Source organism: Stutzerimonas stutzeri (genome assembly GCF_000219605.1).
Classification (GTDB): domain Bacteria; phylum Pseudomonadota; class Gammaproteobacteria; order Pseudomonadales; family Pseudomonadaceae; genus Stutzerimonas; species Stutzerimonas stutzeri.
Map to the genome: position 1 here is coordinate 4,458,574 of NC_015740.1, position 21,595 is coordinate 4,480,168.

Below are 21,595 nucleotides of genomic sequence, written 5' to 3' on the forward strand. Positions count from 1 at the left end.
TTCGCACAGACCTGCTCTAGCCTGGGCAATACAGCGATATCAGCGCCCGTATTGCTTTTTATGCACCAGCTTTTGCTCGGTGCAGGTCCTTATAATGTAGCCGCGAGCGCGACGGGCAGCGGTAGCTCGTAGCGTCACAGCGGAACCTGGATCTAATGCGCAATTGCTGCGCGTGATGGCACATTAGCCACTGCTTCCGTATGGGTAAAGCAGACGATGGATTAATCCCCAATTTTCAAACTGCAGCCTGACGCGCGGTGACTCGCGCCGTATGCACTTTCCGCCCACCTACCCTGTCCACCCCTGCATGGCTCAGTTGCGGAGGTGATCGTGGAAGGCATGTTTTTCAGTAGCGGAACGACGTTGATACGCACGCTGGTGGTAGGCGTGCTGGCCTATATCAGTCTGGTGCTGTTGTTGCGCCTTTCGGGGCGGCGGACGTTGTCGAAGATGAATGCGTTCGATCTGGTGGTGACGGTGGCGCTGGGCTCGACCTTCGCGACGATTCTGCTCAATCGCAATGTGTCGCTGGCCGAGGGGGTGCTGGCGTTCGCGCTGTTGATCGGGCTGCAGTATGCGGTCACCTGGTCCAGCGTGCGGGTGGCCTGGGTCCGGCGGACGGTGACGGGCGAGCCGGCGTTGCTGTTCTTTCGCGGGCGTTTTCTCGGCGATGCCATGCGCGTGGCGCGAGTGACCGAGGACGAGGTGCGGGCTGCGGCGCGCAGCCAGGGGCTGGCCGCGCTGGATGGCATCGAGGCGGTGGTGCTGGAGACCGATTGCAGTTTCAGCGTGATCACCGATGGCGCCGGCGACAGCCGGTCCACGCTGGACGGGGTGAATGTGCCGGGGCCGAACGAAAGAGGCGTTTGAGGCCGTGAGCCACTTGGCAGAGCTTGATCATCGGGGGTGCCGTCGCGCGCCCGCGCCGGTCCGGTTGCCGCCGTGCGGCGCTGCCGCCAGACTCGTTGTCTCAGCCCTTCGATGCGATTCCCACCGATGAAAACCAACCTCGACGAAATGCTTGCCTTTGTCAGCGTGGTCGACAGTGGCTCGATCAGCGCCGCGGCCGAGCAGCTGGAGCAGACAGCCTCGGGCGTCAGCCGGGCGTTGAGCCGGCTGGAAGAGAAGCTGGCGGTGACGCTGTTGCGCCGCACCACGCGGCGTCTCGAGCTGACCGAGGAAGGCGCGGCGTTCCTGGCGCAGGCGCGGCGGATTCTGGCCAGCGTCGAGGAAGCCGAGGAACAGATGGCCCTGCGACGGCAGGCGCCGGCCGGGCGCTTGCGGGTCAATACCGCGTCGCCGTTCATGCTGCATGTGATCGTCCCGCTGATCGGCGATTTCCGCGCGCGCTATCCGCTGATCGAGCTGGAGCTGCACAGCGACGACCGCATCGTCGATTTGCTGGAGCGGCGCATCGATCTGGCCATCCGCATCGGCCCGCTGCCCGATTCCAGCCTGCATGCACGGCCGCTGTGCCATACCACGCGCCGGGTGCTGGCGAGCCCGGCCTATCTGGCACGGCATGGCACACCGCAACAGGTCGAGGACCTGGCGGAGCACAGCCTGATCGGCTTTACCGAGCCGGATCGCCTCAACGACTGGCCGCTGCGCCACGCGCTGGGCGAAAGCTGGCGGATCAACCCGGCGCTACGCGCCTCCAGCGGCGACACGGTGCGCGAGCTGGCGCTGGCCGGCGAAGGGATCGCCAGCCTGTCGGACTTCATGACTGGCCGGGACCGCCAGCGCGGCGAGCTGGTGGAGGTGCTGGCGGCGCAGCGCGTCGACGTGCGCCAGCCGATCAACGCGGTGTACTACCGCAACACCGCGCTGGCTTCGCGCATCACCTGTTTTCTGGATTATCTGAGTGAGCGCCTGGGAGCCGGCGCCCCGCACGACTGAGCATGGGTCGCGCGTCCGGGTATCCACAGCGGTGGCGCCGGTCGAACGCCAGGAAGTGAAACGGCCCTGTCCATCGGTCACCGATGGCAGGGCCGTTTCCCAGGTGCGTCAGTAGCGCCGACTATTGCCCCAGCAGGCCGGCGTTCTGTACGGAGCCGAAGGCAAAGCCGAGGAACTCCGGCACGCTCATTTCGCGGCCGTTGAAGGTCACCTTGTCATTGGCGTAGTGCAGCGAACTGACCAGCCGCTCGCCCTCCAGACGCGACCAGCCGGTGTTCAGCGCCATGCCACTGAACAGCTCGGTGGCGGCCTCGGTTTCCTGCTGCAGTGCCGCCTGGTCGAGCTGGCCGTCACGCGCGTTGTTCTGCGACCAGCCCGGCGATGTCTCGCACCAGGTTCCTGTCGATGCCGGCGTCGGCCTTGAGCGAGGCGAGCATGCTGGTGATCATCGCGTCCGGGGTGAAGGCTTCTGCGCTCGGCGATTGCAGGTCGAGCACGACCGACAGGCGGGCCGCGCCGTGGGCGGTTTCGAAGCCGAACTCGTCGAGGGCCAGGGTCGGCTTGTGCTCGAGCAGTTGCAGGCCGTGGGCCTGCAGTGCCTGCTGCTGGGCGCTGGTCATGCCGGCGAAGGATTCCTGCGGGGTGGCGCTCTGGTCGAGGATGTCCTTGTAGCTCGCCACCAGGGCCTTGAGGCTGCTTTCCTCGAGGTTGCGCAGGCTGAAGACGAGGGCGAGGTTGCGGAACGTCTGGCCTTTGGCGCTGACCTCGCCGATGCGGTAGCCGATGGTCTGATCGAGGCCATGGCTGCCGCGGCTCAGTGCCTCCTCGACGGAGGCCTGCTGGATGACCACGGCGGGTTCGTCGCCGGCCTTGATTTCCATGCGCTCCAGGGTGATGGCGGACGGCCCGAAGCCGAAACCGGCGTCGTAATCCTGCTTGTCGGCGCTCAGGCCGATGCCGCGCAGGCTCACCTGTACCGGCTGGCCACTGTCGCTGCGCTGCAGGTCGATATCGATTTCCGCCAGCTCGCCGTCCATGCGTACGTCGCTGCCGTCCCTGTTCGCCTCGAAGTTGAGGCTGGCGGGGGCGATGCGCACGCTGCCGTCCTCGTCTTCGATATTCAGCGCGGCCGTGCGCAGATCGCCGGCCTGGCCGCCGTCGTAGCCGATGGTCACCTCGCCCACCAGCGGCACTTCGCCGGAGGCGGCGTCGAACAGCTTCTGCGTCAGCGGCGTGCGTTCGAGTTCGAAGTGGCTCTGCGCGGCGACCGGCATCAGCTGGCCGCGGCTCAGGCGCGAGACGGGAAAGGGGCCGTGTTCGAGGCGATCGTTCAGCAGCAGGGCGTAGTGCTCGGTGTTGCCGTCGTCATCCGCTACATCGATGTCGATCTGGTAGCGCGCGGTGCTGGACAGCAGGCCGCGTTCGAAGCTGAGCAGGCTGAGGCTGACATCGGCACCGGCGCCGACGCCCATCTCGCGCAACTTGAGGTTGGCCTGGTCGACGGCATCGCGGGCGGTCGATTCGACCTGGGTGCTGGTGTAGAAAGTGGCGGCCCCGAAAAGGGCCAGGGGTACGGCTACGGCGAGCGCGAGCTTTTTCATGGAAGCATCCTGTGCGGCGGCTGGGCAGACGTCCTGTCAGCCGGTGGTTGGCAAGCGGCGGCACTCTAGCAGCGCGCCTCGACAGGCTCCAGCGCACCAGGCATCCGGATGAAAAGGCTGAGAACGTCGCAGCAGATTCGGGCGGGACGACGCGTGCCGCGCGTCCTCGCCGCCCTGCCGGCGCCGCTATCGGTCGCTACCCGATTTCGGCATCGGAATGGCCACGCTGCTTTCGATGCCGCCGGCTTCGGCGTTGCCTTCCTTGTAGAAGGGCTCGATCTCGTCCCGGGCGCGCTGCCAGTGGTCGGCTTCCTGGCCTTCGGGGCGGCCCTCGGCTTCCCATATTTCATAGGCGCGCTGGCGGATGCGTTCGTCGACGTTCATGGCTGAAATCTCCGGGTAACGGGCCGGCGAATTGCCGGCCGTTAAGCAGAAGAAAGGCCGGCCCGCTACAGGTTCCGGCGGGGCGACGAGCGCGCTTGGCCGGGGACGCAGCAGCGCGTGACCTGCCGATCAGGGAACCGCCACCGTCGCTGCGGTCTTAGCTCTGGATAAACGACGCCGACTGGCGTTTCATTCGCTCTTCGCCGCGCCCGGATCGGCCGGCGCATCGCCTTCTTCACAAAGGACCGCCCCATGAGCATCGCCCCCAACGCCGGACGCCTGCCCGACCCGCACACCCTGACTCATCTGCCGCGCCTGGTGGCGCGCTACTACAGCGACCGGCCGGACCCGTCAGACCCGGCGCAGCAGGTGGCGTTCGGCACCTCCGGGCATCGCGGTTCCTCGCTCAAGGGCAGCTTCAACGAGTGGCACATCCTCGCCACCACCCAGGCGATCTGCGATTACCGCCGCCAGGAAGGCATCGACGGCCCGCTGTTCATGGGCATGGACACCCATGCGCTGTCCGAGCCGGCGTTCGTCTCGGCGCTGGAAGTGCTGGCGGCCAATGGCATCGAGACGCGCATCGACGCCGGTTGCCCGGAAACCGGCGGCGAGCCGGGCTACACCCCGACCCCGGCGATCTCCAACGCGATCCTCAGCTACAACCGCGGCCGCACCAGCGGGCTGGCCGACGGCATCGTCATCACGCCGTCGCACAACCCGCCGGGCGATGGCGGCTTCAAGTACAACCCCACCAATGGCGGCCCGGCCGACACCGGCGTGACCAAGTGGATTCAGGAACGCGCCAATGCGCTGCTGGTCGCCGGTCTCGATGGCGTCAAGCGCATGGATTACCGCCAGGCGCTCAAGGCCGCCACCACCCAGCGCTTCGATTTCATCGACGCCCATGTCGGCGGGCTCGAGCGGGTGATCGACCTCGACGCCATCCGCGGCTCGGGCCTGAAGTTCGCTGTCGACCCGCTGGGCGGCGCCGGTGTGCACTACTGGCCGCGCATCGCCGAGCGCTTCGGCCTGCCGCTGGAGGTGCTGTCCACGGTGGTCGACCCGACCTTCCGCTTCATGCGCCTGGACTGGGACGGCAAGATCCGCATGGACTGCAGCTCGCCGCACGCCATGGCCGGGCTGATCGAGAACAAGGACCGCTTCGACGTGGCCTTCGCCTGCGACACCGACCATGACCGCCACGGCATCGTCACCCGCTCCGGCGGGCTGATGAACCCCAACCATTACCTGGCGGTGGCCATCGAATACCTGTTCACCCATCGCCCGGGCTGGAGCGCCGAGGCCGGCATCGGCAAGACGCTGGTGTCCTCCTCGATGATCGACCGTGTTGCCGCCGGCATCGACCGCCGTCTGGTGGAGGTGCCGGTGGGCTTCAAGTGGTTCGTCGACGGCCTGATGGATGGCAGCCTGGGCTTCGGCGGTGAGGAGTCGGCCGGCGCTTCGTTCCTCGACAAGCAGGGCGGAGCCTGGTCCACCGACAAGGACGGGCTGATCCTCGGCCTGCTGGCGGCGGAGATCACCGCAGTCACCGGCAAGGACCCGAGCGAACGCTACCAGGCGCTGACCGACCGCTTCGGCGCGCCGGTGTACCAGCGCATCGACGCCGCGGCCAATCGCGAGCAGAAGGCACGCCTGGGCAAGCTGTCGGCATCGCAGGTCTCGGCGAAGGAGCTGGCCGGCCAGCCGATCACGCGCATCCTCACCGAGGCACCGGGCAACGGCGCAGCCATCGGCGGGCTGAAGGTGGAAACGGCGAACGGCTGGTTCGCCGCGCGGCCGTCCGGCACCGAGGACGTGTACAAGATCTACGCCGAAAGCTTCGAGGGCGAAGCGCACCTGGCACGCATCCAGGCCGAGGCCAAGGCGCTGGTGGACTCGGTGCTGGCCGGCTGAGGCTCACGGCCCCACGCCGGGCTATCGCTGCTGGCGGTCGCTGATGCTGACCGCCAGCTGTGCAGCTTCGACTTCGTCGGTGAGGTAGCGGCTGTGGCCCTCGGCATCGGTCACCCGGTACACCACCCGGATATCCGGCCCGCGCAGATGCTCGGGAATCTCGTCGCCCTGGAGCTTGCTCACGGTGACGCTCATGGCGGGGCTCCTTCATTTGGCATTGGCTGTCTGGAGTGTGACTGCACCATCGCCAATCCGATCCTTGCCGTTCGCCGCACCGCGCCAGGGCTTTGCGCCCTGGCGCATCTCGCTAGGGCACCAGCACCGCAGCACCCTGGAAACGCCCGTTGCGCAGGTCATCCAGTGCCTGGTTGGCCTGCTCCAGCGGGTAGGCGTGGGTTTCGGTATGGATGCCGACCTGGGCGGCCACCGGAAAGAACTCCAGGCCGTCCTGGCGGGTGAGATTGGCCACCGAGACCACCTCGCGCTCCTGCCAGAGGATGTTGTAGGGAAAGCTCGGGATATCGCTCATGTGGATGCCGGCGCAGACCACCCGGCCGCCCTTGCGCAGCGCGCGCAACGCGGCCGGCACCAGCTCGCCCGCCGGCGCATAGATGATCGCCGCATCCAGCGGCACCGGCGGCAGCTCGCCCGAATCACCGGCCCAGACCGCGCCCAGCGAACGGGCGAAGTCCTGCGCCGCCACATCGCCCGGGCGGCTGAAGGCATACACATCGCGCCCCTGCCAGCGCGCCACCTGCATGACGATATGCGCCGCGGCACCGAAGCCGTACAGCCCGAGACGCTTGCCGTCACCGGCCTTGACCAGCGAACGCCAGCCGATCAGCCCGGCGCAGAGCAGCGGTGCCAGCGCCACGGGGTCGCCCTCCTCGCCGAGGGCAAAAACGAAACGGGCATCGGCCACCACGTATTCGGCGTAGCCGCCGGGCCGCGTGTAACCGGTGAACTGCGGCGCGTCGCAGAGGTTTTCCTCGGCGTGCTGGCAGTAGCTGCAGGTGCCGCAGGTGTGCCCCAGCCAGGGAATGCCGACCCGCTGGCCCGGCTCGAAGCCGGTCACGCCCTCGCCCAAGGCGTCGACCCGCCCGACGATCTCGTGGCCGGGAATGATCGGCAGCGGCGCCTCCGGCAGTTCGCCGTCGACCACGTGCAGATCGGTGCGGCAGACGCCACAGGCCAGCACCCGCACGCGAACCTCGCCAGGCCCCGGTTGCGGCACGGGCAGCTCGCGCAGCTGCAGGGGTTGGCCAATCTGTTCCAGCAACATGGCACGCATCGACGTCTCTCCTTTCGTCTCCGGTCTGCTGCAGGGTAGGCCGATCGGCGAAAAAAGGCTCTAGGGACGGTTGTGAATCAAGGCGCTTCTGCCGGGCTGAAGCCCACCGGCGATGCTCGGTACGGCCAGAAAGTCTCTACACTCGAAACGTCTTGCCATTTCCGGAGTACGACCCGATGACGCTTTCGCCCTTCCATCTCGCCATTCCCGTTTACGATCTGGCCGCCGCCCGCGCCTTCTACGGCGAGGCGTTCGGCTGTGCCGAGGGCCGCAGCAGCGATCACTGGGTGGATTTCGATTTCTTCGGCCACCAGCTTGTGATCCACGAGGCGCCGAAGATGCCGCATCAGGAGGCGGCGCACAGCAATCCGGTGGATGGCCACGACGTGCCGGTGCCGCACTTCGGCGTGGTACTCGGCTGGGAGCAATGGGAGGCGCTGGCCGAGCGGCTGAAGGCGCGCGGCACGCGCTTCGTGATCGAGCCCTACGTGCGCTTCCAGGGCCAGGTCGGCGAACAGGCGACCATGTTCCTGCTCGACCCCTGCGGCAACGCCCTGGAGTTCAAGGCGTTCAAGGACATCGGTCAGCTGTTCGCCAAGTGAGCGGGATCAGCCGCGCTCGGCGAGGTGCTGGTCCTTGAGCTTGACGTAGTTGCCGGCGGTATAGCTGAAGAAGCTGCGCTCCTTGTCGGTCAGCGGGCGCGCCTGCTTCACCGGGCTGCCAACATAGAGGTAGCCCGACTCGAGCGTCTTGCCAGGCGGCACCAGGCTGCCGGCGCCGATGATCACCTCGTCCTCGACCACCACGCCGTCCATCACGATCGAGCCCATGCCCACCAGAATGCGGTTGCCCAGGGTGCAGCCGTGCAGCGTGACCTTGTGCCCGACCGTGACCTCGTCGCCGATGGTCAGCGGGAAGCCGTCCGGGTTGTACGGCCCGGCATGGGTGATGTGCAGCACGCTGCCGTCCTGGATGCTCGAGCGCGCCCCGATGCGGATGCGGTGCATGTCGCCGCGGATCACCGTGAGCGGCCACACCGAGCTGTCGGCGCCGATTTCCACATCGCCGATGACCACGGCGGAGTCGTCGACGAACACGCGCTCGCCCAGTGTCGGAGTGCTGTTTTGGTAGCTGCGTATCGCCACGATAGAAACCTCTTTGGCTGCGGGAAGGGTCGATTGTAATTAAGATGGCCGGCATTGCCGCTGCGGACCCGGGCTGAGCAGCATGCCGCCCGCCGTGGTCAGAGTAACAACCGGCCGACCGGCGTTGAAAAAGCACGACAGCGCGTCCATCTAGGACATCTGCCTGCCACGTCCGGCCTCGCTCCAGCGAGCGGCCTGCAACCCTCTTCGTCACAAGGTGTCCCCGTGAGCGCGAACAATCCCCTGCTGCAACAATTCGACCTGCCGCCCTATTCCGAAATCCGTCCGGAGCACGTCGAGCCGGCCGTCGACACCATCCTCGGCGACAACCGCGTGGCGATCCAGGAGCTGCTCAGCCGCCCGGCCGAAAGCCTGGACTGGCAGACCCTGGTGGTCGGGCTGGACGAGCTGAATGATCGCCTCGCCCGTGCCTGGGGGCCGGTCGGTCACCTCAATTCCGTGTGCAACAGCCCGGAATTGCGCACCGCCTACGAGGCCTGCCTGCCCAAGCTGTCGGCCTACTACACGGAACTGGGGCAGAACCGCGCGCTGTTCGAGGCCTACCAGGCGCTTGCCTCCGGCCCCGCGGCGGCCGGTTTCGAGGTGGCGCAGAAGACCATCCTCGAGCATTCGCTGCGCGACTTCCGCCTGTCCGGTATCGACCTGCCGCCGGTCGAGCAGCAGCGCTTCGGCGCCATCCAGATGAAGCTTGCCGAGCTGGGCAGCAAGTTCTCCAACCAGCTGCTGGACGCCACGCAGGCCTGGACCCGGCACATCACCGACGAGAGTCTGCTGGCCGGCATCACCGACTCGGCCAAGGCGCAGATGGCCGAGGCGGCCAAGGCCAAGGGCCTCGACGGCTGGCTGATCACCCTGGAATTCCCCAGCTACTACGCGGTGATGACCTATGCCGACGACCGCGGCCTGCGCGAGGAGGTCTACACCGCCTACTGCACCCGCGCCTCGGACCAGGGCCCGAATGCCGGGCAGTTCGACAACGGCCCGGTGATGGCCGAGATCCTCGAGCTGCGTCACGAGTTGGCCGGCCTGCTGGGCTATCGCAACTTCGCCGAGCTGTCGCTGGCGACCAAGATGGCCGAATCCACCGAGCAGGTACTGAGCTTTCTGCGCGACCTGGCGGTGCGCAGCAAGCCGTTCGCCGAGCGCGACCTGGCCGAACTGCGCGCCTTCGCCGCCGAGCAGGGTCTGGACGACCTGCAGAGCTGGGACCTGGGCTACTACGCCGAGAAGCTGCGCCAGCAGCGCTACAGCCTGAACCAGGAAGAGCTGCGCGCCTACTTCCCGATCGACAAGGTGCTGTCCGGGCTGTTCGGCATCGTCCAGCGCCTGTATGGCATCCAGATCCATGAGCTGGAGCAGTTCGACGGCTGGCACCCGGATGTGCGGCTGTTCGAGATCACCGAGAACGGCGAGCACGTCGGGCGCTTCTTCTTCGACCTCTACGCGCGGCCGAACAAGCGCGGCGGCGCCTGGATGGACGGCGCCCGCGACAAGCGCCGCACCGCAGACGGCACGCTGCAGACGCCGGTGGCCAACCTGGTCTGCAACTTCACCCCGCCGGTGGGCGAGCGCCCGGCGCTCTTGACCCATGACGAGGTCACCACGCTGTTCCACGAATTCGGCCACGGCCTGCACCACCTGCTGACCCAGGTCGAGCACGCTGGTGCGTCGGGCATCAACGGCGTGGCCTGGGATGCGGTGGAGCTGCCCAGCCAGTTCATGGAGAACTGGTGCTGGGACCCCGAAGGCCTGGCACTGATCTCCGGTCACTACCAGACCGGCGAAGCCCTGCCACAGGACAAGCTGGACATGATGCTGGCGGCGAAGAACTTCCAGTCCGGCATGATGATGGCGCGCCAGCTGGAGTTCTCCCTGTTCGACTTCGAACTGCACGCCACCCACGGTGACGGTCGCAGCGTGCTGGAGGTGCTCGAACACATCCGCGATGAGGTTTCGGTGATGCGGCCGCCGGCCTACAACCGCTTCCCCAACAGCTTCGCGCACATCTTCTCCGGCGGTTACGCCGCCGGTTACTACAGCTACAAGTGGGCCGAGGTGCTGTCGTCCGACGCCTTCTCGCGCTTCGAGGAGGAAGGGGTGTTCAACGCCGAGACCGGCCGCGCCTTCCGCGAGGCCATCCTGGCGCGTGGCGGCTCCCAGGAGCCGATGGTACTGTTCGTCGATTTCCGAGGCCGCGAGCCGTCCATCGACGCCCTGCTGCGCCACCTCGGGCTGGTAGCGGAGGCCGCGGCATGAGCAACGAAGTATCCCGAGTCACCACCAAGCGCTTCATCGCCGGGGCCGTATGCCCGGCATGCAGCGGCACGGACTGCATCAAGATGTGGGATGTCGACGGTGTCCCGCACCGCGAATGCATCGACTGCGGCTACGCCGACACCCTCAACGCCCAGGGCCAGTCGGTACCCATGGAGCTGGGCACGCGAGTGAACAAGGTCCAGCCCAAGCCGGCCAACCCGCAGGTGCAGTCGGTGCAGTTTTTTCCTAATCCGAAGTTGAAGAAGCCGGAGTGATACGCCTCGGCTGAACCGAAAGGCCCGCCAATTGGCGGGCTTTTTCGTTTTTGTTTGCATTCGTGGGGTTTGGGGCAGCTGGCCTAGACGGTGGTGTGCTGGAAGGTCTTGCTTCATATCCATTGTCGAGTCGTTTGATGGCTTGGTTTCGCCCTGCTGGGCGAGTTCCTTTTGGCATTCGCCCCAAAAGTAACCAAAAGGTCTTGCCCCTCCATCCGGCCCTGCGCTGCGCGCAGGGTCCGTTCGCTCCATCGCCGCTCCGAGGGTCGTCGTACAAGGGCCATCCATGGCCCTTTACGACTCTCGCCGCATCCCTGCGGCTCGCCCCTCTACGCAACGATTGCGCTCACCCTCCTGAAAGGGGCGATTGGTGCTGCCTGCCAGTCCGCGCAGAAGAAAAGCCAAAACCAAGTAAAACGCAGCGAACCCCGTTCTCAATCTCCCAGGCGCCTTGGACTCCGATCCCGTCAGGAGACCGAGTGGTTGCGCAGGGGGACGCGAGGCATGGACGCCGAGCGAGGAACGAAGGACGGGGCCGCCTAGGCAGGGACGCATCTTCGTGAGGGGACGGCCGAAACTCGGGGCATCAGGTTGCTTGGTATATGCCCCGATCCGCGGAAACACTCCTAAGCAGGCCGGCAACACTCAGCCAGTCGAAAGCCATGTGAACCTTCCAAATCAGCCCTCAACCTTCGGCGTCGCCCGTCCCGGCTGCGGTGGCGAGGCAAACAGGCGCTTGAGCTTCATCGCCGGCGCTTCGATCAGGTGCCAGGACAGCGCGGCGAGGATCAGCGTCGGCACGAAGGCGATCAGCGTCAGGCCGAGCACGCCGACCTGCGGGCCGAACAGGTAGACGGTGAGCTGCTGGAACGGGAAGGCGTAGATATACAGGCCGTAGGAGAAGTCGCCGTACTTGCCGAAACGCGACACCCAGGGCAGCGGCGCGTAGGCCAGGTAGAGCACCAGGTACGGCAGCGCGACGAAGTACACCAACGGGCCGATGTCGGTGCGGAAGGTCGCCACCAGCGCGGCGAACAGCAGCGCCGCGATCCAGCCGCGCCAGGGAATGTCGTCGCGATAGAGGAACAGTGCCGAGCCGCTGTAATACAGCAGACCGAGCTTGAAGATGTTCTTGATGAAGTAGGACTCGATACCCAGCTTGCCCAGCAGCCAGAAGTGCCCGACCGCCAGCACCACGATCGGCAGGAAGATCAGGCGTCGCTTGAGAAAGCCGGTCAGGCCGAGAATCATCACGCCGAGGTACATCAGCACTTCCAGCGGCAACGTCCACAGCGAACCGTTGACCACATCGGGATAGATGTTGCCGGTGAATACGCCAGGCAGTTCGTAGCGCGTCACCAGCAGGATGTTCTGCAGGTAGGTCCAGGTACCGTCGGCGGCCAGATAGCGACCGAGGCTGAACTGCGTGACCATCGGTCCGATGACGAAGACCGACAGCAGCACCGCGACGATCAGCGCCGGGAAGATGCGCAGTGCACGCTTGATCAGGAAGCTCTTCGGGCTGCTGCTGGCCAGCCAGGACGAGGCGATCAGGTAGCCGCTCATGACGAAGAAGATGCCGACGGCGATCGAGCCGCCCTTCTCATAGCCGGTCAGCAGCGTCAGTGGTTCGTCTTCGCGACGGCCGACCAGCGGGTAGCTGTGGGCGAACAGCACCAGAGCAGCGGCGAAGAAGCGCAGGAAATCGAAGTTGTTTTCCCGGGTGTGAAAGGAACCGGTGGGATGCATGGTCTGCTCCTGACTGTCGGCAGTGGCTGGAAGCTGGAGTGCACGGGAGTGCAATGCCGGTACTGCCGGATCGGTCGCCGGAGGCGCCCTGATCATCCTTTTGTTTGTTTGCCGGCCGGCTCCAATTCGGGAAGCGCGGAAACCACAGCGCTCACCCGATCAGCCTCCTTTGACCTGTAAGCAAATGTTCCCGAGGCAACCGACGGGCGGTAGCGGTTGCCATCGATCAGTTGGGCTGGCGCGCGGTCGACGAGCTGTTTACTGTATATATAAACAGCCTTTGGCCAAGAACATGACCCTGCCCATTTCCACACCACGCGGCCGCGGTACGGCGGTGAACCCGGACAACCGCTTCGCGCCCACGCGCAGCGAGGCCTACGACGATGGCTGGGAACAGGACGTCCCGCCGACCCGCGCCACCGAGGTGCGCCGCGAGATCGCCAAGTCGGTACTGACGCGCAACCAGTCGCCGGACGTCGGTTTCGATCGCTCGGTCAACCCTTACCGCGGTTGCGAACATGGCTGCATCTACTGTTTTGCGCGGCCATCGCACGCGTACTGGGATCTTTCGCCGGGCATCGATTTCGAGACCCGGCTGATCGCCAAGACCAACCTCGCCGAACGGCTGGAGGCCGAGCTGAGCAAGCCGGGCTACGTGCCGCAGCCCATCGCCCTGGGGGTGAACACCGACGCCTATCAGCCGCTGGAGCGCGAGCAGCGGCTGACGCGCCAGGCACTGGAGATCCTGCTGCGCTTCAGGCATCCGGTGCACATCATCACCAAGGGTTCGCTGGTGCTGCGCGACCTGGACCTGCTGGTGCCGCTGGCCGAGCAGCGGCTGGTGAGCGTGTCGGTCAGCCTCACGACCCTGGACGATGAACTCAAACGCATCATGGAGCCGCGCGCAGCCTCGCCTTCGGCGCGCCTGCGGGTATTGCGTACGCTGCACGAGGCCGGCGTGCCGGTCAGCGTGATGTGCGCGCCGATGATCCCGATGATCAACGACATGGAGCTGGAGCGCCTGCTGGAAGCCGCCCGCGAAGCCGGTGCGCGTTCGGCCGGCTACGTGCTGCTGCGCCTGCCTCATGAGGTGGCCGGGCTGTTCGAGGGCTGGCTCGAGGAACACTTCCCACAGCGCGCCGCCCATGTCATGAGCCTGGTGCGCCAGTCGCGCGGCGGCAAGGATTACGACAGCCGTTTCGGCAGCCGCATGCGCGGCGAAGGCCAGTTCGCCCAACTGCTCGCCCAGCGTTTCCAGCTGGCCTGCAAGCGGCTGGGCTTCAATCGGCGGGATCAGAATTACGGCCTGGATTGCAGCCGTTTCGTCGTGCCGGGACGGCAGATGCCGTTGCTCTGATTTTCGCCGCGCCGGGATGCCAGTGCCATCATTGCGCTAGTGGGTCAATCGTCGCAAAGGCTCGTCCTAGAGCGGCTCGTTCAGTTTCAGTTAAGTCTCGCTGACTAGCCTCGAGGCAAATGTGACCAGCCAGTCACGCGGACCGCCTGCGGTCTGCGCGGCGCTGGCACGCCTTGCCCCTGCCCCAGGAGACCCAAGCCCATGCGTGAAATATTCACCGCCCGCGTCGAGCCCAGCAAAGCATCCGCCCAAGGCGGCCGGCATGCCCGAGACGAGAGCGCCGACGAATCCTTCGCCCACTTGGTCGATGGCTTTCGCCGCTTCCGTGCCGAGGTCTACCCCGAGCAGCAGGCGCTGTTCGCCCGTCTGGCCAAGGCCCAGCAGCCGCGCGCGATGTTCATCACCTGCGCGGACTCGCGGATCGTTCCCGAGCTGATCACCCAGAGTTCGCCCGGCGACCTGTTCGTCACCCGCAACGTGGGCAACGTGGTGCCACCCTATGGCCAGATGAACGGCGGGGTTTCCAGCGCCATCGAGTACGCGGTGATGGCCCTCGACGTGCAACACATCATTGTCTGCGGGCATTCCGACTGCGGTGCGATGAAAGCGGTGCTCGACCCGGCCGGGCTGCAGCGCATGCCCACGGTGAAGGCCTGGCTGCGCCATTGCGAGGTGGCGCGCAGCCTGGTCGAGCAGAACTGCAGCTGCACGGCCGGCGAGGCCCTGGGCGTGCTTACCGAGGAGAACGTGGTCGCGCAGCTCGACCACCTGCGCACCCACCCCTCGGTCGCCGCCCGCCTCGCCGGCGGTCAGCTGTCGATCCATGGCTGGGTCTACTGCATCGAAACCAGCGAAATTCTCGCCTACGACGCCGGCACCGGCCGCTTCGCGCCGCTGGACGGCGACGGCCCGCTGCCGGTGGCAACGCCCGCACCGCGCTACCTGCAAGCCTGAACCAGCGGCCGCAAAGGCATTGGCTGTCACTCCCGGCGGCGCCGCTGGGCGTCGCCGCGTTGTCGAGGATTTCGAATGAATGCAGAAACGATCAAAGCAACATTGCCACGCGACCTGATGGCGTCCGTGGTGGTCTTCCTGGTGGCACTGCCGCTGTGCATGGGCATTGCCATCGCTTCGGGCCTGCCGCCCGCCAAGGGCGTCATCACCGGTATCGTCGGCGGGCTGGTGGTGGGCTGGCTGGCCGGCGCGCCGCTGCAGGTCAGTGGCCCGGCCGCGGGCCTCACGGTGCTGGTCTTCGAACTGGTGCAGCAATATGGCGCCGCGATGCTCGGCCCGATCCTGCTGCTGGCCGGCGCGCTGCAGCTGCTGGCCGGGCGGCTGAAGCTGGGTTGCTGGTTCCGCGTTACCGCACCGGCCGTGGTCTACGGCATGCTGGCGGGCATCGGCATCCTCATCGTGCTGTCGCAGTTGCACGTGATGATGGATGCGCAGCCGGAAGCCTCCGGACTGGACAATCTCGGCGCCTTTCCCGCAGCGCTGTGGGCGGCCCTGCCGTTCTCTGGCGGCAACGGCATGGCCGCCGCCTCCCTCGGCCTGCTGACCATCGCCTGCATGTGGACATGGGATCGGCTCAGGCCGCAGCGTCTGCGTCTGCTGCCCGGCGCGCTGCTCGGTGTCGCGGCGGCGACGCTGGTGGGGCTGTGGCTGGGGCTCGACGTGCGCCGTGTCGAGGTGCCCGACAACCTTGCCGACGCCATCAGCTGGCTGCAGCCGGCCGATCTGCTGGCGTTCGCCGATCCCGGCCTGCTGGTCGCGGCGCTGGCCGTGGCCTTTATCGCCAGCGCCGAAACCCTGCTGTCCGCCGCCGCGGTCGATCGCATGCACCAGGGCCCGCGTGCCGATTTCGACCGCGAGCTCACCGCGCAGGGCGTCGGCAACATGCTCTGCGGCGTGCTCGCCGCGCTGCCGATGACCGGCGTGATCGTGCGCAGCTCGGCCAATGTGCAGGCCGGCGCGCGTACACGGCTGTCGGCCATGCTGCATGCGCTCTGGCTGCTGGCAGCGGTGGTGCTGCTGGCCGCGCTGCTGGAGCAGATTCCGGTGGCGAGCCTGGCCGGTGTGCTGGTCTACACCGGGCTCAAGCTGATCGACCTGGACGCGCTGCGCCAGCTCGGCCGTTACGGCCGCATGTCCATGCTGATTCATGTCGCCACCGCGCTGACCATCGTCGCCACCGACCTGCTGACCGGCGTGCTGCTGGGCTTCGCGCTGACACTCGCGCAGCTGGCCTGGCAGGCGTCGCGACTGAAGATCGGCGTGGTGCGCGACGGCCGCCGGGTCGAGCTGCGCATGCAGGGTGCGGCGACCTTTCTTCGCGCCGCAGCTCGCCCGCGCACTGCAGGGCGTGCCGCAGGATGCCTGGCTGCATGTACCGATGGCGCACCTGCGCTACATCGATCACGCCTGCATGGAGCTGCTGGAGGAATGGCAGCGCGCCAACCAGGCCAGCGGCGCACGGCTGATCATCGAAGCGCGGGCGCTGACCCGGCGGGTTGAAAGCCGGCGTCGACAGGCCGCACATCTCGCCGCAGCCGCCGCCGGGAACTAATCGGGGCGGCCAAGCCCTCATCTTTCAGGCATCAACATGTGCACCTTGCAGGCAGCGCATCGGGCGAACCGGTGCGCTGCCTGCGCTTGCGGAGGATGAATTGGACGTCTTTATCGATCTGCTGCAATGGCCGGCCATGGCGGTCACGGTGATCGCCGCCTGGCTGATCGGCTCGCTGCGACCCGGCCGGCGCTTCGTCGGCTTCTGCTGTTTCCTGCTGAGCAACCTGCTCTGGGTGATCTGGGGCTGGCACGCCGAGGCCTGGGCGCTGATCGTCCTGCAGGTCTGCCTGGCGGCAATGAACATTCGTGGCGTGAAGAAGAACGACGACCCCGCACAGCCCGAGCCAGACACGCCCCGCGCTTAAATTGCGAGAGTGGGATCGCTGTCTATACTCCGAATCGTAGGCGTACCTGATTGAGTTCCGACTGCGCGTGCAAGCGTCCAGTCGGCCGCCGGGCCTTCCGGTGGTCGTGCTGGGCAGAATCGGACTGATCGAGAACGTAGCTGGCATGACGGGAATGGTTTCCCCGGCCAGCCGATTCTCGGCGGTGCGATGGCGGTCGGCGGGATAACAAGAATCATAAGGGGAACCCGCAATGTCTCGACATCCATGCATCTGGATGGGGCTTGGGCTTTCGGCAGTATTTGGCCAGGCCCAGGCGGCCTGGGACGTGAACATGCGCTCCGGCGCCACCGACGTCAGTCGGTCGGTGTTCGATCTGCACATGACCATCTTCTGGATCTGCGTGGTCATCGGCGTGCTGGTGTTCGGCGTGATGATCTATTCGATGATCGCGCACCGCCGCTCCAAGCGTCAGCAATCGGCCAACTTCCACGAAAACACCCGCGTCGAGGTGCTCTGGACGGTCATCCCGCTGCTGATCCTGGTGGGCATGGCGATCCCGGCGACGCGCACGCTGATCCACATCTACGACTCCAGCGAATCGGACGTGGATGTGCAGATCACCGGCTACCAGTGGAAGTGGCACTACAAGTATCTGGGCGAGGACGTGGAGTTCTTCAGCAACCTCACCACGCCGCGCGAGCAGATCAACAACCAGTCGCCCAAGGGCGAGCATTACCTGCTGGAAGTCGACGAGCCGCTGGTGATCCCGGCCGGTGCCAAGGTCCGCTTCCTGATCACCGCGGCGGACGTGATCCACTCCTGGTGGGTACCGGATCTGGCGGTGAAGAAGGACGCCATTCCCGGTTTCATCAATGAATCCTGGACCCGCGTCGAGCAGCCGGGCATCTACCGCGGCCAGTGCACCGAACTCTGCGGCAAGGACCACGGCTTCATGCCGGTGGTGGTGGAGGTCAAGTCGCAGGAGGACTACGCCAGCTGGCTCGGCGAGAAGAAGGCCGAGGCCGCCAAGCTGGCTGAACTGACCAGCAAGGAATGGACGCTGGAAGAGCTCTCCGAGCGCGGCCAGAAGGTCTACCAGACCGCCTGCGCCTCGTGCCACCAGGCCGGGGGTGAAGGCATCCCGCCGATGTTCCCGGCCCTCAAGGGCTCGGCCATCGCCACCGGCGACGTCGAGGCGCACATCGACATCGTCGTCAACGGCAAGCCGGGCACCGCCATGGCGGCGTTCGGCAAGCAGCTGTCGGAGGTCGATCTGGCTGCCGTCATCACCTACGAGCGCAACGCCTGGGGCAACAACACGGGCGACATGGTCACGCCGAAAGACGTGCTCGACTTCAAACAGGCCGAAGAAGCCACCCAGTAAGAGGATCAGGTGATGAGTGCAGTGATCGACGACCATGGTCATGTCGGGCATGACCACCACCACGGCCCGGCGAAGGGGCTCTCGCGCTGGCTGCTGACCACCAATCACAAGGACATCGGCTCGATGTACCTGTGGTTCAGCTTCTGCGCCTTCCTGCTCGGCGGCTCGATGGCCATGGTGATCCGCGCCGAGCTGTTCCAGCCGGGTCTGCAGATCGTGCAGCCGGAATTCTTCAACCAGATGACCACCATGCACGGCCTGATCATGGTGTTCGGCGCGGTAATGCCGGCCTTCGTCGGCCTGGCCAACTGGATGATCCCGCTGATGATCGGCGCACCGGACATGGCGCTGCCGCGGATGAACAACTTCAGTTTCTGGCTGCTGCCGGCGGCCTTCGGCCTGCTGGTTTCGACCCTGTTCATGGAAGGCGGCGGGCCGAACTTCGGCTGGACCTTCTATGCGCCGCTGTCGACGACCTACGCGCCGGAGTCGGTGACCTTCTTCATCTTCGCCATCCACCTGATGGGCATCAGCTCGATCATGGGTGCGATCAACGTGATCGCCACCATTCTCAACCTGCGCGCGCCAGGCATGACGCTGATGAAGATGCCGCTGTTCGTCTGGACCTGGCTGATCACCGCCTTCCTCCTGATCGCGGTGATGCCGGTGCTGGCGGGCGTGGTGACCATGATGCTGATGGACATCCACTTCGGCACCAGCTTCTTCAGCGCCGCCGGGGGTGGCGACCCGGTGCTGTTCCAGCACGTGTTCTGGTTCTTCGGCCATCCCGAGGTGTACATCATGATCCTGCCGGCCTTCGGCGCGGTCAGCTCGATCATCCCGGCGTTCAGCCGCAAGCCGCTGTTCGGCTACACCTCGATGGTCTACGCCACCGGCGCGATCGCCTTCCTCTCCTTCATCGTCTGGGCGCACCACATGTTCACCGTCGGCATCCCGCTGACCGGCGAGCTGTTCTTCATGTACGCCACCATGCTGATCGCCGTACCCACCGGGGTGAAGGTGTTCAACTGGGTGTCGACGATGTGGCGCGGCTCGCTGACCTTCGAGGCGCCGATGCTGTTCGCCGTGGCCTTCGTCATCCTCTTCACCATCGGCGGCTTCTCCGGGCTGATGCTGGCCATCGCCCCGGCGGACTTCCAGTACCACGACACCTACTTCGTGGTGGCGCACTTCCACTACGTGCTGGTGCCGGGGGCGATCTTCGGCATCTTCGCCTCGGCCTACTACTGGCTGCCGAAGTGGACCGGGCACATGTATGACGAGACCCTGGCCAAGCTGCATTTCTGGATGAGCTTCATCGGCATGAACCTGGCGTTCTTCCCGATGCACTTCGTCGGCCTGGCCGGCATGCCGCGACGCATCCCCGACTACAACATGATGTTCGCCAACTTCAACATGGTCTCCAGCGTCGGCGCCTTCATGTTCGGCGCCACCCAGCTGCTGTTCCTGTTCATCGTCATCAAGTGCATCCGCGGCGGCGCACCCGCACCGGCCAAGCCCTGGGACGGCGCAGAGGGACTGGAATGGAGCGTGCCCTCGCCGGCGCCCTACCACACCTTCCAGGTGCCGCCGGACATGAGCCATGTGCACGAGCACCGCAAGGGCACCGGCGGGGAGCTGACGCCGTGAGCATGCATCGGGGTGTGACCGGAGGTTGCCGGGCCGCCCGCAACCCTCGATCGGGGAGGCTGCCATGAACGAGGCCCTGTCCACTCGGCGGCTAGTCCGCCGCTTGGTGTTCGTCGTGATCGCCATGTTCGGCTTCGGCTTCCTGCTGGTGCCGATCTACGACGTAATGTGCCAGGCCTTCGGCATCAACGGCAAGACGGCTGGCGCCTACACCGGCGTGCAGAGCGCCGACGAGGCGCGTGCGGTGCGGGTGCAGTTCCTTGCCACCAACGCCGCCGGCATGCAGTGGCAGTTCGGCCCGCAGGCCGACCAGATCAGCGTGCACCCGGGCGCCAGCCAGGAAATCCGTTTCGTCGCCTACAACCCCACCGACAAGCCGATGACCGCGCAGGCGATCCCCAGCGTCTCGCCGTCGCGGGCGGCCGCGTACTTCCACAAGACCGAGTGCTTCTGCTTCACCCAGCAGGTGCTGCAGCCGGGCGAGCGCATCGAGATGCCGGTGCGCTTCATCGTCGATCGCGACCTGCCCGCCGACGTGCATCACCTGACCCTCGCCTACACGCTGTTCGACATCACGTCCCGCCAGCCGCCGGTGGCCGTCAACGCCGCATCGGCCCCGGCCAAGGAGAGTCTGCAATGAGCCAACAGACCACCCACGAGCAGTACTACGTTCCTGATCAGAGCAAATGGCCGATCATCGCCACCATCGCCCTGCTGGTCACCTTCTATGGCCTGGGCAGCTGGTTCAACGACCTCAAGGCCGCCCGTGATTCGTCCAACGGGCCGCTGATCTTCTTCGTCGGCGCGCTGCTGATCGCCTACATGATGTTCGGCTGGTTCGGCGCTGTGGTGAAGGAAAGCCGCGCAGGGCTGTACAGCGCACAGATGGATCGCTCGTTCCGCTGGGGCATGAGCTGGTTCATCTTCTCGGAGGTGATGTTCTTCCTCGCCTTCTTCGGCGCGCTCTTCTATATCCGCTACTGGACCGGCCCCTGGCTCGCCGGCGAGGGCGACAAGGGCATCAGCAACATGCTCTGGCCCGGCTTCGAGTACAGCTGGCCGCTGCTGAACAACCCCGACCCGAAGCTCTACCCGGCGCCGGAGGGCACCATCAGCGCCTGGGGCCTGCCGCTGATCAACACCATCCTGCTGGTCAGCTCCAGCTTCACCCTGACCTGGGCGCACCATGCGCTGCGCAAGAACAATCGCCAGCACCTGAAGATCGGCCTGGGCCTGACCGTGCTGCTCGGCGTGGCATTCCTGATCCTGCAGATCGAGGAGTATGTGCACGCCTACACCGAACTCGGGCTGACGCTGGGCTCGGGCATCTATGGCGCGACCTTCTTCATGCTCACCGGCTTTCACGGCGCCCACGTGACCATGGGCGCGATCATCCTCACGGTGATGCTGGTGCGCATTCTGCGCGGGCACTTTAGCCCGGAGCAGCACTTCGGTTTCGAGGCGGCGGCCTGGTACTGGCACTTCGTCGACGTGGTGTGGATCGCGCTGTTCGTGTTCGTCTACGTGATCTAGGGAGCTCTCAGAAACCGAAGGCGGGGCGTAGCTGCCCCGTATAGAAACCCCAGCCGATCAGCGCGACGGTCAGCGCGCTGAGGGTGACGCGGATGAACAGGGCCGTGATCACGCGGGAGGTACGCCCCTCATCCCTGACCAGGAAGAACAACCCACTGAACAGACTGACCAGCGTGGCCACTAACAACAGAACGATCGCCGCCTTGAGCATGAGCGAT

At 66.0% G+C, this 21,595-nt stretch carries 21 protein-coding genes and 1 pseudogene; 14 read left to right on the forward strand and 8 right to left on the reverse strand.

The features are described from left to right. Nucleotides 1–330 precede the first annotated feature (330 nt). Nucleotides 331–870, forward strand: a complete 540-nt coding sequence (locus tag PSTAB_RS20475; protein ID WP_013984487.1) for a DUF421 domain-containing protein — start codon at nucleotides 331–333, stop codon at nucleotides 868–870. A gap of 126 nt (nucleotides 871–996) precedes the next feature. Then, entirely contained in the window at nucleotides 997–1,899 is a 903-nt protein-coding gene (locus PSTAB_RS20480; protein ID WP_013984488.1) for a LysR substrate-binding domain-containing protein, read from the forward strand. A 121-nt stretch (nucleotides 1,900–2,020) separates the two neighbouring features. Here the strand turns inward: PSTAB_RS20480 and PSTAB_RS22005 are convergent, their stop codons facing one another. The 3 genes from PSTAB_RS22005 to PSTAB_RS20490 form a co-directional block, all read right to left on the reverse strand. Beyond that, a complete protein-coding gene (locus PSTAB_RS22005; RefSeq protein WP_335324194.1) occupies nucleotides 2,021–2,227 on the reverse strand; it encodes a DUF945 family protein in 207 nt (68 codons plus the stop codon). A gap of 22 nt (nucleotides 2,228–2,249) precedes the next feature. Then, nucleotides 2,250–3,500, reverse strand: a complete 1,251-nt coding sequence (locus PSTAB_RS20485; RefSeq protein WP_013984490.1) for a YdgA family protein — start codon at nucleotides 3,498–3,500, stop codon at nucleotides 2,250–2,252. Between the two features lie 186 nt (nucleotides 3,501–3,686). Then, a complete protein-coding gene (locus PSTAB_RS20490; protein WP_013984491.1) occupies nucleotides 3,687–3,884 on the reverse strand; it encodes a DUF2934 domain-containing protein in 198 nt (65 codons plus the stop codon). A 252-nt stretch (nucleotides 3,885–4,136) separates the two neighbouring features. On the opposite strand from PSTAB_RS20490, the gene pgm reads away from it, so the two are divergent. Further along, nucleotides 4,137–5,801: a phosphoglucomutase (alpha-D-glucose-1,6-bisphosphate-dependent) gene (gene pgm / locus PSTAB_RS20495; RefSeq protein ID WP_013984492.1), complete on the forward strand. Its 1,665-nt coding sequence runs from the start codon at nucleotides 4,137–4,139 to the stop codon at nucleotides 5,799–5,801. Nucleotides 5,802–5,822: 21 nt separating this feature from the next. On the opposite strand, the gene PSTAB_RS21835 is transcribed toward pgm, so the two are convergent. Continuing rightward, nucleotides 5,823–5,996 carry a hypothetical protein gene (locus PSTAB_RS21835; RefSeq protein ID WP_013984493.1) on the reverse strand — a complete coding sequence of 58 codons (174 nt, stop codon included), beginning with the start codon at nucleotides 5,994–5,996 and terminating at the stop codon, nucleotides 5,823–5,825. A gap of 112 nt (nucleotides 5,997–6,108) precedes the next feature. Next, nucleotides 6,109–7,092 carry a zinc-dependent alcohol dehydrogenase family protein gene (locus PSTAB_RS20500; RefSeq protein ID WP_013984494.1) on the reverse strand — a complete coding sequence of 328 codons (984 nt, stop codon included), beginning with the start codon at nucleotides 7,090–7,092 and terminating at the stop codon, nucleotides 6,109–6,111. A gap of 176 nt (nucleotides 7,093–7,268) precedes the next feature. Here PSTAB_RS20500 and PSTAB_RS20505 point away from each other — a divergent pair, with 176 nt between their 5' ends. After that, nucleotides 7,269–7,694 (forward strand): VOC family protein, encoded by a 426-nt coding sequence (locus PSTAB_RS20505; protein WP_011915155.1) that lies wholly within the window; start codon nucleotides 7,269–7,271, stop codon nucleotides 7,692–7,694. A 6-nt stretch (nucleotides 7,695–7,700) separates the two neighbouring features. On the opposite strand, the gene PSTAB_RS20510 is transcribed toward PSTAB_RS20505, so the two are convergent. After that, a complete protein-coding gene (locus tag PSTAB_RS20510) occupies nucleotides 7,701–8,237 on the reverse strand; it encodes a gamma carbonic anhydrase family protein (RefSeq protein WP_013984495.1) in 537 nt (178 codons plus the stop codon). Nucleotides 8,238–8,462: 225 nt separating this feature from the next. On the opposite strand from PSTAB_RS20510, the gene prlC reads away from it, so the two are divergent. Together prlC and PSTAB_RS20520 are read left to right on the forward strand one after the other, a co-directional pair. Beyond that, nucleotides 8,463–10,514: an oligopeptidase A gene (prlC, locus tag PSTAB_RS20515; RefSeq protein WP_013984496.1), complete on the forward strand. Its 2,052-nt coding sequence runs from the start codon at nucleotides 8,463–8,465 to the stop codon at nucleotides 10,512–10,514. Then, entirely contained in the window at nucleotides 10,511–10,789 is a 279-nt protein-coding gene (locus tag PSTAB_RS20520; RefSeq protein WP_013984497.1) for a YheV family putative zinc ribbon protein, read from the forward strand. The genes prlC and PSTAB_RS20520 overlap by 4 nt, the downstream gene beginning before the upstream one ends. A gap of 678 nt (nucleotides 10,790–11,467) precedes the next feature. On the opposite strand, the gene PSTAB_RS20525 is transcribed toward PSTAB_RS20520, so the two are convergent. Next, nucleotides 11,468–12,538 (reverse strand): acyltransferase family protein, encoded by a 1,071-nt coding sequence (locus tag PSTAB_RS20525; protein ID WP_013984498.1) that lies wholly within the window; start codon nucleotides 12,536–12,538, stop codon nucleotides 11,468–11,470. Nucleotides 12,539–12,830: 292 nt separating this feature from the next. On the opposite strand from PSTAB_RS20525, the gene PSTAB_RS20530 reads away from it, so the two are divergent. The 8 genes and pseudogenes from PSTAB_RS20530 (at nucleotide 12,831) to PSTAB_RS20565 (ending at nucleotide 21,377) form a co-directional block, all read left to right on the forward strand. Further along, nucleotides 12,831–13,895 (forward strand): PA0069 family radical SAM protein, encoded by a 1,065-nt coding sequence (locus PSTAB_RS20530; protein ID WP_020308377.1) that lies wholly within the window; start codon nucleotides 12,831–12,833, stop codon nucleotides 13,893–13,895. A 201-nt stretch (nucleotides 13,896–14,096) separates the two neighbouring features. After that, entirely contained in the window at nucleotides 14,097–14,849 is a 753-nt protein-coding gene (locus tag PSTAB_RS20535) for a carbonic anhydrase (protein ID WP_011915161.1), read from the forward strand. Between the two features lie 75 nt (nucleotides 14,850–14,924). Further along, a pseudogene (locus PSTAB_RS20540) lies at nucleotides 14,925–16,461 on the forward strand (SulP family inorganic anion transporter). A 100-nt stretch (nucleotides 16,462–16,561) separates the two neighbouring features. Then, nucleotides 16,562–16,828, forward strand: a complete 267-nt coding sequence (locus PSTAB_RS20545) for a hypothetical protein (protein ID WP_013984504.1) — start codon at nucleotides 16,562–16,564, stop codon at nucleotides 16,826–16,828. Between the two features lie 232 nt (nucleotides 16,829–17,060). Further along, nucleotides 17,061–18,194: a cytochrome c oxidase subunit II gene (gene coxB / locus PSTAB_RS20550; protein WP_017244940.1), complete on the forward strand. Its 1,134-nt coding sequence runs from the start codon at nucleotides 17,061–17,063 to the stop codon at nucleotides 18,192–18,194. Nucleotides 18,195–18,206: 12 nt separating this feature from the next. Next, a complete protein-coding gene (ctaD, locus tag PSTAB_RS20555) occupies nucleotides 18,207–19,844 on the forward strand; it encodes a cytochrome c oxidase subunit I (RefSeq protein WP_013984505.1) in 1,638 nt (545 codons plus the stop codon). A gap of 64 nt (nucleotides 19,845–19,908) precedes the next feature. Continuing rightward, nucleotides 19,909–20,484: a cytochrome c oxidase assembly protein gene (locus PSTAB_RS20560; protein WP_013984506.1), complete on the forward strand. Its 576-nt coding sequence runs from the start codon at nucleotides 19,909–19,911 to the stop codon at nucleotides 20,482–20,484. Further along, nucleotides 20,481–21,377 (forward strand): cytochrome c oxidase subunit 3, encoded by an 897-nt coding sequence (locus PSTAB_RS20565; RefSeq protein ID WP_011915167.1) that lies wholly within the window; start codon nucleotides 20,481–20,483, stop codon nucleotides 21,375–21,377. Before PSTAB_RS20560 ends, PSTAB_RS20565 begins: the two co-directional genes overlap by 4 nt. A gap of 7 nt (nucleotides 21,378–21,384) precedes the next feature. Here PSTAB_RS20565 and PSTAB_RS20570 read toward each other — a convergent pair whose 3' ends face one another. Beyond that, complete coding sequence (locus PSTAB_RS20570) at nucleotides 21,385–21,588, reverse strand: twin transmembrane helix small protein (protein ID WP_013984507.1); 204 nt, start codon at nucleotides 21,586–21,588, stop codon at nucleotides 21,385–21,387. Nucleotides 21,589–21,595 lie beyond the last annotated feature (7 nt).